Genomic DNA, 17,032 nt, shown 5'->3' with positions numbered 1-17,032 from the left:
TACTACCCAAAAGCTATGAGATATATTCTGACGCTTCTTTGTTTTTTAGGCTCTTTTCAAGGATCGTGGTCGCAGGCCAGGGGCAGTTTTGAGAAGGACGTCGAGCATTACGCGCACATCATCGGCCTACCGGCGTATGCGCTGGGTGTGGCGGAGGGTGATAAGCTGGTGTTTTTCAAGAGCGCGGGATATGCAGATTCGGCGGGCAAGGTGCCTATTACCCAAGACCATATTTTTGAAATAGCTTCTATTACAAAATCGCTTACCTCCATTGCATTACAACAACTGGAGCAAGCCGGGAAGCTTTCGTTGAACGACCCGGTCGATAAGTTCCCGAACCGCTATTTTACGAGAGAGCGCTGGAATGCCCAGACAACCCTGGCGCATCTCGTGAGTCACACTTCGGAAAGCATGCCGCCGGGATCGTCGTTTGTGTACAACGGGAGCAGGTACAACATTGTTTTCAATGCATTTACGGCCATCAACCCGATGGATTCCACCGAAGAAATGACGCGTCCGTTTACGATACAGATCGAAAAAGGTATTCTAAACCCGCTTCAAATGACCCATACGCTCACGCGATTCTCGGAGCGGGAGTACGGGAGTTTGAGAAAATGGATAGCTGTAAAATATAGTTGGGATGCCGCAACCAATCAATACGTACCACGGCCTGTGAACCCGGCGGGTATGCAGAGCGGGCCGGGCTTCGGAATGATGAGCAGTATGCGCGACCTGGTACGCTACTCGGCAGCGATAGGTGAGGGGCGCATTCTGCCGGCCGATCGGTACCGCAAGATCACAACACCATTTTACCCCGGTAGCCCGCAGGGAATGGGCTGGTTTACCTATCCTGTGGCGGGCGTGGACCTGCATTGGTCGTATGGTTATGGCGATAACTGTTCGGCATTGCTGCTTCGCGTGCCGCAACGGAACTTGTCGTTGATATTGCTGTCACCTGCCAATGCGCATTCTGCGGCAGCACTCCTGGGCTTCGGCAATCCGCTGATGTCGCCTGTCGTAGCTTCGTTTGTTCGGAATTACCTTTTAAATGCATCGGAATCCATTGATTTTGAGGGAGACCCGGAGCGCATTGAAGCAAGTTTGGGAAAACGAAGAGCGGGGGATGTGGCCGATGTTTGGGTGCATGAAGCGTTTGGAACGGTGATGAGTCTCTCCTATTCGGGCAAAACCATCCGGGGTAACGCGGCGAAAAGTATTGATCTGTTGAAAATGCTGATCCGAAGGTACCCGGTTCACTCGCTTTGGCAGGCCGCGGCCGCGTTCGAGTTCATAGCGGAGGCGGATGATAAAGCGGTACTGGATTTTGGTAAAAAAATGGTTGCTGTTTTTGCCCGAACAGGCAAAGTACATCCCGCGAAATCCTTTTACGCCGGGTTGATACTGGAAAAGAATGGTGAAACGGAAGAGGCTATGGAATTTTATAATGCATTGGCCGCAGGTGACGATTTCAAAGAGCAGTCCTACAAGTTGGATGCGATGATGAAAGTGGCAAAGTACCAAATAACCCGGAACCCCGCCATAGCCAAGGCCATGCTCGAACGGCTCGTGCGCTATAAGGAATATGTGACGATGAAAGACAGGTTATATAACGATGCAAAAGAGATGTTGATCAAATTACAATGAAGGAGGAAAGGGAGGAAATGGAAATAGGGGAGGTATAGTCAGGCTTGGTCAGGTGTTGTGTGATACCAGGCAATTATAATAACACAATGCCTGACCATGTTTGACTAAACGTGACTAATTGTTCATTCTCCCTTTCCTCCATCCTCCCTTTCCTCCCAAAAACAAACAAGCCATGTTAAAAAACTACCTGAAAATTGCGTTGCGGACACTTGCGCAGAGCAAGGCCTATTCGGTGATCAATATCACCGGGCTGAGCATCGGACTGGCGGCAGCGATGCTGATCATGCTGTATACCAAGGACGAGGTTAGCTATGACGGCTTCCATGCCAACAACCCGAATATTTACCGGATCACTTTCAAGTCGGTGACCCCGGTCGGCGTGCTGGAAAATACCAGCGCCATTACCGGCTTTTTGCCGGGACCGAAGTTTTCGGCCGGTACTCCCGAAATCGAGGCATTCACCCGGTACCGGCAGCATCGGAACGACGTGAAGCTAGGCGACCAGGTGGTCAGCCAGGAAGTGTACCAGGCCGATCGCGACTTTTTCAGGATATTCTCTTTTCCACTGCTCAGCGGTAACCCGCTCACCGCGCTCGCGCAGCCGCGTTCGGTGGTTATTTCGGAGGCGATGGCGGAGAAGCATTTTGGTACCGTCAATGCGCTTGGTAAGACAATGCTTTTCAAGGATTCGTTTGACGAACACGCTGCTTTTGAACCCTTCGTGGTGACAGGCGTGGCAGCCAAATGTCCTCAGAATTCATCGATCCAGTTCGACTTTTTACAGCCATTGCCCGTTCCTGAATCGCAAATGCAGGGAGAGGCGTGGTTCAACAGCTCGCTCAACACATTTGTAAAACTGACTCCCGGGGCAAATCCCCAGGCAGTGAGCGCGACGATGAACCGCATTTACCAGTCCGACGCCCGCGACGCGATGAAAGCCGTTGCGGAAAAATATGGCCTGATCAACAAGCGGTATTATGGGTTGCAGTCATTTACGGCCATTCACCTCGATTCGCAATTAAGTGCTGAAAATGGTTTGATGAATGGCAGTAAGCCCTTGTTCTCCTACGTCCTTTCGGGTATTGCGTTGTTCATTTTGCTGATCGCGTGCATCAATTTCGTGAACCTGACCGTCGCGCGTTCGCTGAAACGTGCCAAGGAAATCGGGGTGCGGAAAGTGGTTGGCGGCGGGCGGTACCAGCTTGCGGCGCAATTCCTGGGCGAGTCCTTTGTGCTGTGTTTTGCGGCGTTCTTGTTGGCAGTTCTGCTGGTGGAGTCCGTTTTGCCTACATTTAACCAGCTCGCTAACAAAGCCCTGGCGCTTTCCTACCTGTTCGACTGGCAATTGATTGCCGGTTATGTTGCATTGTTTGTCCTCACTGCGCTGCTGGCGGGCTTCTACCCGGCCGTTGTGCTCTCGGGTTACGATCCGGTGAAAACGCTTTACAGCAGGTTTAACTTTTCGGGCAGGAATTATCTCCAAAAAACGCTGGTAGTAGTCCAGTTCGCGCTCGCCTCATTTCTGATCATCGTCACGCTGACTATGCGTTCACAATTCAATTTCCTCACCAACATGGAACTGGGTTATGACGATCAAAACCTGATTAGTATTGAAAAACAAAACCTCACGCGCCCGGAGGCCAGGCTATTGACCGACGAACTGCTGAAAAGCCGGTCGATTACGGCGGTTACGCCCAAAAATGGCGGGCAATGGGGGACGATAGCAAGGGTCAATGCGGGCACGGATATGGAGTTTTCATATGAAACGGTGGGCTCCAATTATCTTTCGGTGTTGCAAATACCTTTGGTACAGGGCAGGACATTTTCGGGAGAGCTGGCTTCGGATTCTACGAAAGCTGTGCTAGTTAATGAGGCATTTGTAAAAAAGGCAGGCTGGAAGAAACCGTTGGGGCAGGAGGTGGATTTTTGGTATACCCCAGGTGAAAAATATACCGTGGTGGGTGTTGTGAAAGACTATCATTTCCAATCGCTGACGACGACCATACGCCCTCAACTTTTTACCATGAAACCGGGCAATCCGTTCGGGAAAGTATTTATCCGCGTCAAGCCGGGGATGGAATCGGCCAGCCTGGCCCACATTGGAAAGATATTCCGTAAACTTTTCCCGCTGGTGCCTTACAGCTATCAGTTTGTGGACGAAGCCAACGCCAAAAGCTACGAGTCCGAAGCGAAATGGAAGCAGATCATGCTTTTCGGTGCGGTGCTGACGATCTTTATTTCGAGCATCGGGCTGTTTGGCCTGGCTACGCTCGCAGCGGAGCGACGCACGAAGGAAATCGGCATCCGCAAAGTGCTTGGAGCGTCCATTGCAGGTATTGTGGCATTGTTGTCCACGGATTTTGTGAAACTCGTGGCCCTATCATTTGTCCTCTCATTCCCGGCCGCCTATTATGCCATGCAAAAATGGCTGGAAAATTACCCTTACAAAGTCGAAATAAGTGCCTGGATATTCCTCTCGGCTTCGGGGTTGTCGTTGCTGATTGCCTTGTTCACAGTCAGTTTCCAATCCGTGCGAACGGCCTTAATGAATCCTGTTAAATCTTTGAGGAGGGATTAGGGAGGAAAGGGAGGATGGAAAAGGGGCCACTCCTTGCTTTCTCCTTCCTCCCTTTTCTCCCTAATCCCTTTCCTCCTAAAACAAACAAAACAATGCTAAAAAACTATATTAAAATCGCCGTGCGCAACCTTGTGAAAAACAAGGGGTATGCTTCGATCAACATCCTGGGATTGGCGATGGGAATGGCGGTGGCGCTGTTGATCGGCCTTTGGGTGCGGTACGAATGGAGCTTTGATAGCTTTCATGAAAACCGGGCAAGTATCGCGAGGGTCATGAAAAAGACCTATTTCAATGGCCAGAAGGGTACGGGGGACGGTATCATGCTCCCACTGGCGACGGAGCTGCGTACGAATTTCTCAGAGGCAAAGTATGTCACTAGGCTCGATTGGGGCGATAAACATAGCCTGGTAGCCGGGGACCAGAAATTGAGCAGGCCGGGCCATTATGCTGATCCTGACTTCCTGAAAATGTTCACATTCCCGCTCGTGAAAGGCAACGCGGAGCAGGCTTTGAAGAACCCTTATTCCATTGTGCTCACGGAGTCGCTCGCGCATGCGATGTTCGGCAATGCGGAACCGATAGGCAAGGTGATCCGGGTCGACAACCAGTTTGATGTGATGGTAACGGGCATATTAAAGGATATTCCCAAGAACTCGTCTTTGGAATTCGACTATCTCATGCCTTATGAATTGAATATCGCTACTTCCGACTTCGTACGCGGAGCGCAGGACCAGTGGGGCAACAATTTTCTGCAAACATTTGTGCAGCTGAACGATGGCGTTTCGCCGGAGGCATTTTCGGCTCGCATTGCCAACCTCGTGCGGACAAAGATGAATGATAAGGACGAAAGCCTGCTCTTTGTGCACCCGATGCCGAAATGGCATTTGTTCGGCGAGTTCAAAGATTGGGTGAACACGGGCGGCGCGATCGAGTATGTGCGGCTTTTTGCGGTGATAGGCGCACTCGTGCTGCTCATTGCCTGCATTAACTTTATGAATCTCAGCACTGCGCGTTCGGAGAAGCGGGCGCGGGAAGTGGGAATTCGCAAGGCGGTTGGTTCGCAACGGCAGCAGCTCATCGCGCAGTTCCTCATGGAATCGATGCTCACGGCATTCCTGGGCTTTGTGATCGCGCTGGTAATTGTCGGGTTTACATTACCTTTTTTGAAAGATGTTGGCTTTGAGAATATTACATTTAGTGTGAATGATATTCCGTTGATGGCAGTCGCCTTGGCGGGCTGCATTATCACGGGCTTGCTGGCGGGGAGCTATCCGGCATTATACCTGTCGGGGTTTGTACCGGTGAAAGTGCTGAAAGGTACTTTCCAGGTGGGCAGGGCAGCCAATTTACCACGAAAGATACTGGTCGTTAGCCAGTTCACATTCTCGATCGCCCTCATCATAGGGACAGTGATCGTTTTCCAGCAAATCCAGCATGCGAAGAGCCGGCCTATGGGTTATAATCCCGATAAACTGATCTGGCTGAGCCTTTCCAGCGACCTCCAAAAGAACTTCTTCCCGATGAAGACCGAGCTGCTGGGAAGCGGATATGTGGAGGCCGTGAGTAAAACTTCGAGTCCGATGACGGGCGTTTACAATCAATGGGAAGGGTTCTCGTGGCCCGGGAAGGACCCGCAGAGCCAGCCATTGTTTTCAGCATTGATGGTCGATCCTGCTTATTTCAAAGCCGCGGGCCTCAAACTGAAAGAAGGCAGGTTTTTCGAGGAAAAAATGCTTTCCGATAGCAATGCGATCGTTTTGAATGAAGCATCTGTGAAATTAATGGGTTTCAAGAACCCGGTCGGCAGCCATGTGAAGTTCGGCGATGACGATATGACGGTAATAGGGGTAACCAAAAATGTGATCCAGCAAAATCCTTACGAAGAAGTGCAGCCGGCAGTCATGCTCATGCGCCCCTATTTCACCTTTCAGGGGCTGATCCGTTTCAAGGACGGGGTTGATGTAAAGAAAGCGCTCGCGGCTATCCAACCGGTCATCGAAAAATATAACCCGTCCTACCCGTTCGAATACCGATTTGTGGATGATGAATATGATCAGAAATTCCGCAGCGAAGACCAGATCGGCCAACTGGCGGGGATTTTCGCCGGGCTGGCTATCCTGATCAGCTGCCTCGGACTTTTCGGACTGGCTTCGTTTATGGCCGAGCGGCGAACGAAAGAAATCGGCGTGCGCAAAGTACTCGGGGCTTCGATACCACAGCTCTGGCTCTTGCTTTCGCGCGATTTTGTGTTCCTGGTGCTGATCAGTTGCGTGATCGCGTCGCCTTTGGCCTACTATTTCCTCCAAAACTGGCTTGCTAAATACAATTACCATATCAGCATCAGTCCGTTCGTGTTCCTGGGCGCTGGCGTAGCCGCGGTGCTCGTGACACTCGCGACGATCAGTTTTCAGAGTATTAAGGCGGCATTGATGAATCCCGTTAAATCTTTGAGGACGGAGTAAGGAAGAAGGGAGGAATGGGAGAAAGGGGAGGATGTGAAGAAAAGATATCCCGATTCCTTTCCTCCATCCTCCATCCTCCTTTCCTCCCTTTCCTCCTTTCTTCCAATATTTCCATTCCCAAAAACATGATACGCAACTACTTCAAAATCGCATTACGGAACCTGCTGAAAAGCAAGGGGTATTCTGCCATTAATATTGGCGGGCTTTCGGTAGGGATGGCCGTGGCAGTGCTGATCGGCCTCTGGATTTATGACGAGGTGTCATTCGACCATTATCACCGGAATCATGGGCGCATCGGGCAGGTGTGGCAGTTTGTGCAATTCGGGCCGGAGAAGTCGTCGTATAATGTGGTACCATTACCACTGGCGGCTGATATGCGGGAGAAGTATCCCGACTTCGAAGAGATCAGTAAATCGGCTTACCGCGATATCATCATTTCCAACGGAGATAAGATGTTTTCCAAATCGGGGCAATATGTGGAGCCTTCCTTCACGAAAATGATGTCGATCCGGATCGTTGCCGGCAGTGATAACCTGGGGGATGTGAACTCCATCCTGCTTTCGGAATCCTTTGCCCGGTCGCTTTTCGGAAACGCCAATCCGGTTAACCGCATTGTAAAGCTCAACAGCACTCGTAATGTGAAGGTAGCAGGGGTGTTTGAGGAACTTCCCAATAACAGCACATTCAGGGACACGCAAGTGCTGGCGCCGTGGGGCCTTTTTATTGCTACCGATCCATCGATCGGGGGAGCTGAAAAGAATTGGGACGAAAACTCCTACCAAATATTTGTGCAGCTTCGTGAAGGCGCTGATTTCGCGGCGGTTTCAGCTAAAATAAAAGATTCGCGCATGAAGCGTGAAAATCCGCCGGGGTATAAGCCGGAATTTTTTCTGCATCCGATGGATAAATGGCACCTGTATTCGGATTTTCAGAATGGGGTAAATACGGGTGGGCTGGTCACATTTGTATGGCTGTTCGGAACAATCGGCGTTTTTGTGCTCCTGCTGGCCTGTATCAATTTCATGAACCTGAGCACGGCCCGGTCCGAAAAACGTGCCAAAGAGGTGGGTATCCGCAAAGCGATCGGCTCGGTACGGGCGCAGCTGGTGAGCCAGTTTTTCAGTGAATCGGTGCTGGTGGTGATGGTCGCATTTGTGTTGTCGCTGGTATTGGCCGGACTTGCATTGCCCGCTTTTAATGAAGTGGCGGAGAAAAAGATCACATTACCGCTGGCTAACCCGCTGTTCTGGGTTGCCGGGATTGTTTTTGGTTTACTCACTGCATTCATAGCCGGAAGCTATCCTGCATTGTACCTTTCCTCTTTCCAACCCTTAAAAGTGCTGAAAGGCACATTCAAAGCAGGCAGGTTCGCCGCATTGCCCCGGAAAGTGCTGGTGGTGATGCAGTTTACAGTGTCGGTCACGCTGATCATCGGTACGGTGGTTGTTTTCAGGCAAATACAGCATGCTAAAAACCGTCCGGTAGGCTACGACCGGCAGGGCTTGATAGAAGTGGCTATGACCACCCCGGCACTCTACGGGCATTATAATGCATTGAAAAACGACCTGATGAATACCGGCGTCGTGAGTGGCTATTCGCAATCATCGGGTTCGATGACGACACAGGCCGGAGGGATAACCAATTTGTCCTGGCCAGGCAAGGCCCCCGATGCGGTGCCGCTGCTGATGTCCAACAACATTTCACACGACTATGGTAAGACGGCCGGCTGGCAGTTAATTCAGGGCAGGGACTTTTCCCGCGCTTACCCGACGGATTCTACGGCGATGATTATCAATGAATCGGCATTGAAGCTGATGGGTCTTAAAAAGCCGTTGGAATCGATCCTGAACTGGGGCGGAAAGGAGTATAGAGTGATCGGCGTTGTGAAGGACATGGTGCGCGAGTCGCCGTTCAGCCAGAATAGCCCGGCGTTTTTTGTGGTTAATTACAGGAATACGAATGTGATCAATATCCGGCTCTCACCTTCGGTCGGGGTAAGCGATGCGCTGGAAAAAGTAGGTGCTGTTTTCCGTAAATATGACCCCGGCAGCCCGTTCGCCTATCAGTTCGTCGACGAGCGGTTTTCGAAAAAGTTCGCGGATGAAGAGCGGATCGGGAAGCTGGCTTCCTTCTTTACGGTGCTGGCCATATTTATTTCCTGCCTGGGGCTCTTCGGACTGGCATCTTTCGTGGCAGAGCAGCGTACGAAGGAAATAGGGATCAGGAAGGTGCTCGGCGCGTCCATCGCCAATTTGTGGCAGCTACTTTCCACCGATTTCATCATACTGGTTATGCTGGCATGCGTTATTTCGGGGCCTATCGCCTGGTACTTCATGAGCGGGTGGTTACAAAATTACTATTACCGCACCGAGCTATCCTGGTGGATTTTCGCGGGTACCGGCTTCGGAGCGCTTCTGATCACACTGCTGACCGTCAGTTTCCAAGCCATCCGCGCCGCGCTGATCAATCCGGTTAAAAGTCTTAGGGCGGAGTGAGGGGGGATGGCTGACGGCCGACGACTGACCGCCGACCGCCGGCCCCCCACAATTCATTCTTCGGTAACAAATATTCCTCCGCACGTTCCTATCTTGCAGCAGGAAACCTTTATCGATCGGAATCAATTGCGCAGAACCTTTACCCTTAGTGTCTTTGCGGTGTTTGCAATCATTTCCGGGCAGCTTTTTGCTCAGAAAAATACGATTGTGTCCAATCTCGAAGCGAGTGCGGAGGCCGGGGCGTATTTGTCTTCCAATGGCGAAACGCCGTTCTGGCTTCGTACCAATCAATTCGGAGCCGTTCCCGACCGCGCTACGGCCGGCGTGTTGCAGGCCACTGCGCGAAGGAACTATGTTTTCTACGACAGCCTTACTAACAGGAAGCGAAAATTCGATTGGAGTGCGGGCGTAAGTCCGGTAGGAGTGTATAATAAGGCAAACAAGTTTGAATTCGTGCTTCCTGAGGCGCATGCGAGCGTGCGGTTCAAGCGCGTGGAGCTGTGGGTAGGGCGCAGGCGCGAGGTAATGGGACTGGGGGATACCACGCTGTCGTCGGGCTTTTACGCGATGTCGGGGAATTCATTGCCAGTGCCCAAAGTGCAGATCGGGACGGTGGGCTTTTCACCGCTGAAATTCACCGGGAACTTCGTGGCCGTGCATGCGGGGTTTGCACATGGGTGGTTTAATACAGACTACATCCAGGGTGTGCGGTTGCATCAGAAGTTTTTGTATCTGAGACTGGGGAAACACAAAAGCAAGTTCTACCTCGGCCTGAATCACAATGTCATGTGGGCGGGGCATTCGGACTACCTGAAACTTCATCCCGAACTGGCGGTGAATGGCGAACTGCCGTCGTCGTGGTCTATCTACCCGAATGTAGTGCTGGCGTTCACCTCCAAAAACTGGTTTGAAAAAAATGGATATGGTGCGTTCGATAGCTACCGCGTTGGGAACCACCTGGGCAGCTACGATATCGCTTTTGAGACCAAAATCGATCGCTACCGGCTTTTTGTATACCACCAGCATCCTTTCGAGGATGTTTCGAGCATGCTTTTCAAGAACATTCCCGACGGGCTCTATGGCGCTAACCTGAAACTGCTGCCAGGCCAGGGAAATGCTGTGGCTCTTACGCATCTGACACTGGAATTCCTCACTACCAAAGACCAATCCGGCTCAGAGTTTTACATTCCCGGAAGCAAATACCAGGGGGCCGATAATTATTTCAACCATACCCAGTATTCGGAAGGGTGGTCGTACCAGGGCCGGACGGTGGGTACGCCGTTTATCATTCCTGGCAAGGATATGGACCAGTCGAAGCTCGGGAATTACCGGTATTTCCCCAACAACCGGGTGAATGTATATTACCTGGGTGCACAGGGCAGGGTAGGCCGTTCGCTGGCGCTTACCTTGAAATTCTCTTACAGCAAAAATTTCGGAACACCGGGTGCCGACTTCGATCCGCCGAGGGGGCAGTTTTCATCGGTTCTGGGAGCACAATATGCGGTTCCGGGTTTACAAAACACGAGCATCATCGCCCGTGTGGCTACCGACCAGGGCGATATTTTTACCAAAAGGACCGGTGGCTACATCGGTATTCGTAAGAACTGGTAGCAGCTTTCGCAAGGTATTTTTCCGCATTGTCCATCGGTGAACAAGATTGTCCGAATTCGGACAGTATTTCTTTGTTTTTGTGTATTAAAATATTGAACATCAGGCTGTTGTTCGATCTGGCATAAATTTGTTGCCGGGTGTTTTTAACCCTATTCAGAACAGCAGCATGCTCAAAAACTACCTCAAAATTGCCCTCCGGAACATCTGGAAGAACAAGGTTTTTTCGGCTATCAACATCGTGGGTTTGGCCGTTGGAATGGCAGCCTGCATTGTGATCATGCTGTTCGTTTTTTACGAACGTAGTTTTGACCGGATGCATTCCGGCGATATCTACCGGCTGAATGAAGTACAGACATTCGATGGTATGACACCGCAGAATGTGGCGCTTTCCATGTATCCAATGGGGCCGACGTTAAAACAAGAATTTTCTGAGGTCAAAAGCTTTGTGCGGATTAATGGAACGGGCAAGATTCCAGTATTCTATAAAGGCAAAAGGGTGGAGCTTGCGCAGTCTTTCCTGACAGACCCGGATTTTTTCACAATGTTCGATTTCCCACTCGAACAAGGCGACCGCAACCACGCCCTCATCGATCCCAACTCAGTAGTACTCACGCGCAAGGCCGCCTCGAACCTTTTTGGCACTGAGGCTCCTATGGGGCGGACTATCCATGTGTATGGCAATGATACCCTGACCCTCAAAGTAACCGGGATTATGGCCGACGTGCCGGGCACCTCGCATTTGCAATTTGACGCATTGGTGTCGTTCAATACGATTGCCAAGCCCGATTTTATGGAAAATTGGGGAAGTAACTGGCTCAATACCTATCTCCGGCTAGCCGACCAGACCGACGTGGCCGCTTTGGAAAAGAAATTTCCGGCCTACCTGAAAAGACACATGAAAGATGAGCATTGGAAGCATTTCGAGCTTTTCTTGCAGCCGCTGACCGACATCCATGCGGGTTCGACGGATATTACCCATGACTACGTCAATTTTCAGAAGTTCGACATCAGGTATACCTATGTGTTTTCAATCATAGCCGCGATTGTCCTGGTCATCGCGTGTGTGAATTTTATGAACCTCTCGACCGCCCGCTCGGCAGCGCGAGCCAAAGAGGTCGGAATCCGTAAATCGATCGGGGCGAGGCGTGCAGAACTGGCCAGGCAATTTATCGGAGAATCGGTGCTGCTGGCGTTGCTTGCATTGGTGCTAGCGCTCGGTATGGTATGGTTGTTGATGCCGGCAGTCGCGAATTTTAGCCAGCGGCCCCTCAATTTCTCTTTTCTCGAAACCCCCGGGTTGTTGCCGTTACTGCTGGCCGGTACGGTTTTGATCGGTGTGATCTCCGGCATCTATCCTGCGTTCTTCCTTTCAGCGTTCGAACCTGTGAAAGTGCTCAAAGGTGTTGTGCGTTCGGGTAAAAGCCGTTTCAGGAATGCATTGGTTGTAGCACAATTTTCCAGTGCTGTTTTCCTGATCGTTGCTACTGCTTTCGCCGCGCGACAATTGAATTACATGATTAACAAGGATCCGGGATTCGATAAGGAGCAGGTGGTAATTATACCGCTGGATTCGCGATCGGATACCAAATATGATGCTTTGAAAGGAGAAATGCTCCGTAGCGCGTTCATTAATGGCGTCACGGGTTCCCAGCAGCGATTGGGTAACAACCTTCATCAGACGGCTATTCATTTTCAGGGAACGGGTCCCAAAAGAGAGCTTACATCATCGCAGATCATTGTCGATCCCGACTTTTTGAGTTTGTACAAAATAAAACTGATCGCAGGTCGTGACTTTACCGATAGCCCGGCCGACAACGCAAAAACCTATATCATCAACAAAGCGCTGGCGCAGGAACTCCTCAAAAATGAACCGGATCTTACTCTGGAATCTCTGGTCGGTAAACAGTTTGGTTTCTATGGAATGGACTCACTGTCCCGCATTGTGGGTGTCGTGGAAGACTTTAACTTCAATTCACTTCACCACAAGATCGAGCCGTTGTGCATTTTCAATCAGAAGGACTGGAATTACTCCGAAATATCGGTACGTGTAAAGGGTAAGGATGCGCAGCAGGCCGTGGCAGCGATGCAGGCGGCATGGAGCAAAATACTCCCCGAAGAGCCATTTACCTACTCATTCCTCGACGAGCACTTCGATGAAATGTACCGTGCCGACAGCCAGGTGAGCGAGATCGTGGGCATACTGGCCGGGCTGGCGATTTTTATATCCTGCCTGGGGCTGTTCGGGCTGGCTTCCTATTCGGCGGAAAGACGGATCAAGGAAATTGGGGTGAGAAAAGTAATGGGCGCGTCGGTAGCGGGCATCGTCGCATTGCTGTCAAGGGATTTTCTCAAACTCGTGCTTGTAGCCATTCTGATCGCTACGCCGGTCGCCTGGTGGGCCGTGCGAACCTGGCTGAATGACTTTGCGTACCGCATCGATATCGAATGGTGGATGTTCCTGCTGGCCGGCGCGCTGGCAGTGCTTGTCGCATTGTTCACGATCAGCTTTCAGAGTATCAAGGCCGCATTGACGAATCCTGTTAAAAGTCTTAGAGCGGAATAGGGCCTGCGGCCCAGACCGCAGACAGCCGACCGCTGACCGCCGGGGATTTAAAGCGACACCCGACAAATCCGGAAATAAGGAGACCGGCGGTCGGTGGTCAGCCGTCCGCGGTCAAAAACAACAACGACCAGCACCAATGATTTGAATTTTAACCAGATAATACCATGAGCCACATTGCAATCCCTATCCCGCCGCTTCAAGGTAAGCAGGAGATCAAAGTTGAGGTAACGATCAACGGAATCAAGCAGAACCTGTTTTATAGGGTCGAGCTGTTTTACTGGGAAGATTGTACCAATCCGGTAGCGCACCGTGCCGATTGTATCAGCGAAATGCTGGCGCATCACGATCCGGAATGGACCGTCTATTATATCGGCGCGCCTAACGACGAGTTTGTGCCCATCACATTCGTGAAAAAAGAGAGCAGGAACCTGTTACGAGAGGCAATAGCCTGATAGGGGATTCAGGGGGCTCTTTAATTCTTTTTTAATCTTTATATGCAACATTGTTGCATTTGTAGTTTTTCTGAAACTACATTTGCATCATTGTTGCATATAAAGATTTTTTTATGAAAAAGCATTTATTCAAAGTAGTACTATCGATGGCATTCGGCGCATTGCTGCTGGCTTGCGACGACAAGGAGAAAGATGACGTAACACCGGTAGAGGACACCGAGTACAAGTTCATCCGTGTGATGGTGAATGACGAAGTTTCGAAGGAGCTGGTGCTGGTGGATCCGGTGAAACTTACCGCGGAGAAGTTTGAAGCACAATTTGCCAAATCGACATTGTATGGCACGCAGGGTGGGCGTTTTGGGGCTATTTTGAATGGGGCCAACAACTTTGTACAACTTTTTGACACAGGTTTTGAAGGCCACGGCGACCATGTGGATGTAAAAGGAACGCCGAAGTTCGGTGCGCTGACGGGCGACGGTAACAAGCCTACGCATTTCAAAAGCAAGGGGGATGAGATTATCACGTTCAACGATGGCGACGGTACGCTGAGCATTGCCAAAGAAGCGGATTTTCACACCGCAGGCAAGAAAATGACGCTTATCAATGCCGGGAACGTGGCGCACCACGGTGCGATGACGAAATTCGACAATGGCACCTATGCAATTACGGAAAAAGACGGGTCGGCGGCCGGAACATTGCCGGAGCGCGTGAAGATCATCGACGTTTCTGGCAAAACGCTGTTCGCCTCGACCATTCAAACCAAAGGTATTCACGGCAATGCGACGAACGGCAGCGTTTCACTGTTTGGCTCTTCCAGCGGCATTCTGGCAGTGGAGCCTACGGGTAATCAGCAGCTTATCGCGCATCCCGCCGACTTTGGCGAGGCATGGTTCGGGTCGATCCTGGAAGCGAAAGGTGCAGGCAAATTCCTGGGTTACACTGCCGCAAAAGGGGTTTACATCATTGATGTTGCTGCCAAATCGGTGACACCCGTGCTCGCCAGCACCGACATTATGCAGGCGAAGGTGGACTACGCGGGGAACAATGTGGTGATATTGCTGCACAGCGGCGAGCTCCGTATCTACGATTTGAAAACCAATACTTTGAAAATAAGCGGTGCGGTAACAGGTGCTACTGCCAAAGACGAAACGCAGAAGCCGCAACTGGAAGCGACCTCACGCTACATATATATTACCCAACCCAAGACGGGCGAATTACTCGTGGTAAATGCGGCGAATTTGTCCAAAATCAACAAGGTGAAAGTTTCCGCTACGCCTTACCGGCTGGCTATCCTGGGCTTCGAGTCCAGCGAAGGGCACTGACAAAAATCCCGGCAAGTGTTGCGCTTGCCGGGATTTTTCAGAACCAGAATTTTTCGGATCCCTCTACCGGTTTCCATTCGTTTTTTGGCTCAAAATGTTTCCAGATGATGGCCGATACCTTGCGGATCAACGCGTAGCCCTCGTTGTCCTTCTGCCACCGCTGATCCTCCTGGTCTTTGGTCGCAATGCAGAACACGTAGTCACCGTGCGGCGCATGTACCACCAGTACCTCCGATTTGGCCTGGTTCACGGCCCCGCTTTTGGCGGCTATTTTTACATTCGAAGGTAACTGGGAAATGGCCTCGCCGTCCCAGAATTGCATGCCGAGGTAGCGGTACATCCTGTCGCTCGCCGCCGGGCTGACGGCCTTCCCGTTTCGGATCATCGCCACCAACTCGGCCATTTCCCGTGGTGTAGTGACGCCCCAGCCGTAACGTGCCTGAAACTCCTTGCGCCCGGGTGTACGGGAGTTCACGCGCGTGTTCGCGAACCCGTTTCCATCCAGCCATTGGTTAATCGTCGCGCCGCCGCCGGCCATTGCCTGTAACCACAAGCTGCCGGTGTTGTCGCTTTGGGAGATCATCAAATGGACGACTTTCGACAGGGCGATTTTCGTGCTGTCGCGGAAAGAGCCCACGATTCCATTGTCGTATTTCAGTGAATCGCGGTAAACGAGTTCCTGATTGAATGCGATTTCCCCTTTTTCGATCTTGTCAAAAATGCCGCACATGATCGGCACCTTCACCATGCTGGCCGTAGGGTAGAGCGAATCGGCATTTACAGCGGCAATGCGGTTGGTTTTCAGGTTGCGCACATACACACCCACCCGCCCGTGAAAGCCCGCGAGCGCGGCTTCGAGCTGGGCTGTCAGTTTTTGATCGACTACCGTTTTGCCGGTTGCCTGTGGTTGAGCGGATAATGTCCCCGTTAACAGCGTGAGGAAAAGTAAAATAGCGGGCCTGGTCATACTTTATCAGTTTTGAGCGGTGGTTACTTCTTTGATTTTCCCGGCCTTCGAGCCGCTGAAAACCAATTTTCCCCAGTATTCGGGATAATGCATATTGATAATGCCTTGCGGCGACCATACCCAATTGTATTCGGGGATGATCTTTCCGGTTTCTGCATTGCGTTTGCGCTTATAGCGGCCATCCTCGCCGATTTCGTGCTGCCAGTTCACGCGGGAGAAGTTGATCCGCCACTCGGAGCCGTCGGCTGGGATTACGGGTTTTACATTTTCAGTAGATAATGATTCGAAAGGAATGGCGATTTCCAGAATCCACCGCTTGTCCTTGTCCTTTGCATTATTGACGGTGCCAATCACTGATACTGCCGATTTCAGGCCCTTGATATCCCATTTGAGTTGTGCTTTGCCGCCTTTACGGTAGGGTTTAGGCAAAAAGAGGTCGAATGTGTTATTAATGGCATTGATTTCGAGCTCATAGTAGTTTTCGGTGTCGCCGTCCGGGTCGATGAACACCTCGAAATCGTTTTCCAGGTACACAATCTGGTCCTTTTTGTCCTGATATGCCCAGATGTGCTCTTCCTCGATTTGCGCGGCAATGTAGAGGTATTGGTCGTCCCAAAGCATTTTCACGCGGGTCTCTTGCAGCGGCAGCGGTTTTTTGTCCCCTTCAATGTCCACGAACGAGGAAGTCCAGGCGGCTTTCTTCCATGAATGCTCGTTCATACGACCGTCGATAGCGATGCTTTTTTCAGTGCGGTAACAGGTGTAGGTTTTAGGAGAAGGTGAGGTTTGAGCCTGTGCACTGGCGTTGATCAGGGCCGCCAGTGTCAGTGCGGCACCGGTTTGGAAAATGTTAGGGCTGTTCTTTTTGGTGAGTAAATTAAAATTTTTCAAGATTGGTAAAAGGGAGTAGTTCAAAATGCTGAATATAGGCCATTTTA

General features: G+C 51.1%; 10 protein-coding genes. 8 read left to right on the top strand and 2 right to left on the bottom strand.

Translation table 11 applies throughout. The features are described from left to right. Nucleotides 1–15 precede the first annotated feature (15 nt). The 8 genes from J2Y43_RS03460 to J2Y43_RS03425 all read left to right on the top strand — a co-directional run bounded on the left by J2Y43_RS03460 (nucleotide 16) and on the right by J2Y43_RS03425 (nucleotide 15,127). Complete coding sequence (locus tag J2Y43_RS03460) at nucleotides 16–1,644, top strand: serine hydrolase domain-containing protein (RefSeq protein WP_309981249.1); 1,629 nt, start codon at nucleotides 16–18, stop codon at nucleotides 1,642–1,644. A 172-nt stretch (nucleotides 1,645–1,816) separates the two neighbouring features. Further along, nucleotides 1,817–4,222, top strand: a complete 2,406-nt coding sequence (locus J2Y43_RS03455) for an ABC transporter permease (protein WP_309981250.1) — start codon at nucleotides 1,817–1,819, stop codon at nucleotides 4,220–4,222. Between the two features lie 92 nt (nucleotides 4,223–4,314). Next, a complete protein-coding gene (locus J2Y43_RS03450; RefSeq protein ID WP_309981251.1) occupies nucleotides 4,315–6,684 on the top strand; it encodes an ABC transporter permease in 2,370 nt (789 codons plus the stop codon). A gap of 125 nt (nucleotides 6,685–6,809) precedes the next feature. Next, nucleotides 6,810–9,179: an ABC transporter permease gene (locus J2Y43_RS03445; RefSeq protein ID WP_309981252.1), complete on the top strand. Its 2,370-nt coding sequence runs from the start codon at nucleotides 6,810–6,812 to the stop codon at nucleotides 9,177–9,179. 159 nt (nucleotides 9,180–9,338) lie between these two features. Next, complete coding sequence (locus tag J2Y43_RS03440) at nucleotides 9,339–10,790, top strand: capsule assembly Wzi family protein (RefSeq protein ID WP_309981253.1); 1,452 nt, start codon at nucleotides 9,339–9,341, stop codon at nucleotides 10,788–10,790. Nucleotides 10,791–10,956: 166 nt separating this feature from the next. After that, a complete protein-coding gene (locus J2Y43_RS03435) occupies nucleotides 10,957–13,353 on the top strand; it encodes an ABC transporter permease (protein ID WP_309981254.1) in 2,397 nt (798 codons plus the stop codon). Between the two features lie 164 nt (nucleotides 13,354–13,517). Further along, nucleotides 13,518–13,805, top strand: a complete 288-nt coding sequence (locus J2Y43_RS03430; RefSeq protein WP_106596148.1) for a hypothetical protein — start codon at nucleotides 13,518–13,520, stop codon at nucleotides 13,803–13,805. A 113-nt stretch (nucleotides 13,806–13,918) separates the two neighbouring features. Then, nucleotides 13,919–15,127: a hypothetical protein gene (locus J2Y43_RS03425; protein ID WP_309981255.1), complete on the top strand. Its 1,209-nt coding sequence runs from the start codon at nucleotides 13,919–13,921 to the stop codon at nucleotides 15,125–15,127. Between the two features lie 37 nt (nucleotides 15,128–15,164). Here the strand turns inward: J2Y43_RS03425 and J2Y43_RS03420 are convergent, their stop codons facing one another. Then, a complete protein-coding gene (locus J2Y43_RS03420) occupies nucleotides 15,165–16,094 on the bottom strand; it encodes a serine hydrolase (protein ID WP_309981256.1) in 930 nt (309 codons plus the stop codon). Nucleotides 16,095–16,100: 6 nt separating this feature from the next. Beyond that, nucleotides 16,101–16,985, bottom strand: a complete 885-nt coding sequence (locus J2Y43_RS03415) for a carbohydrate-binding family 9-like protein (RefSeq protein WP_309981257.1) — start codon at nucleotides 16,983–16,985, stop codon at nucleotides 16,101–16,103. Nucleotides 16,986–17,032: the final 47 nt, after the last annotated feature.

Origin of the sequence: Dyadobacter sp. BE31 (assembly GCF_031457695.1) — a bacterium.
Taxonomy (GTDB): Bacteria; Bacteroidota; Bacteroidia; order Cytophagales; family Spirosomataceae; genus Dyadobacter.
Note: the sequence above shows the minus strand (reverse complement) of the source record. Positions and strands in the feature narration are given on the sequence as shown.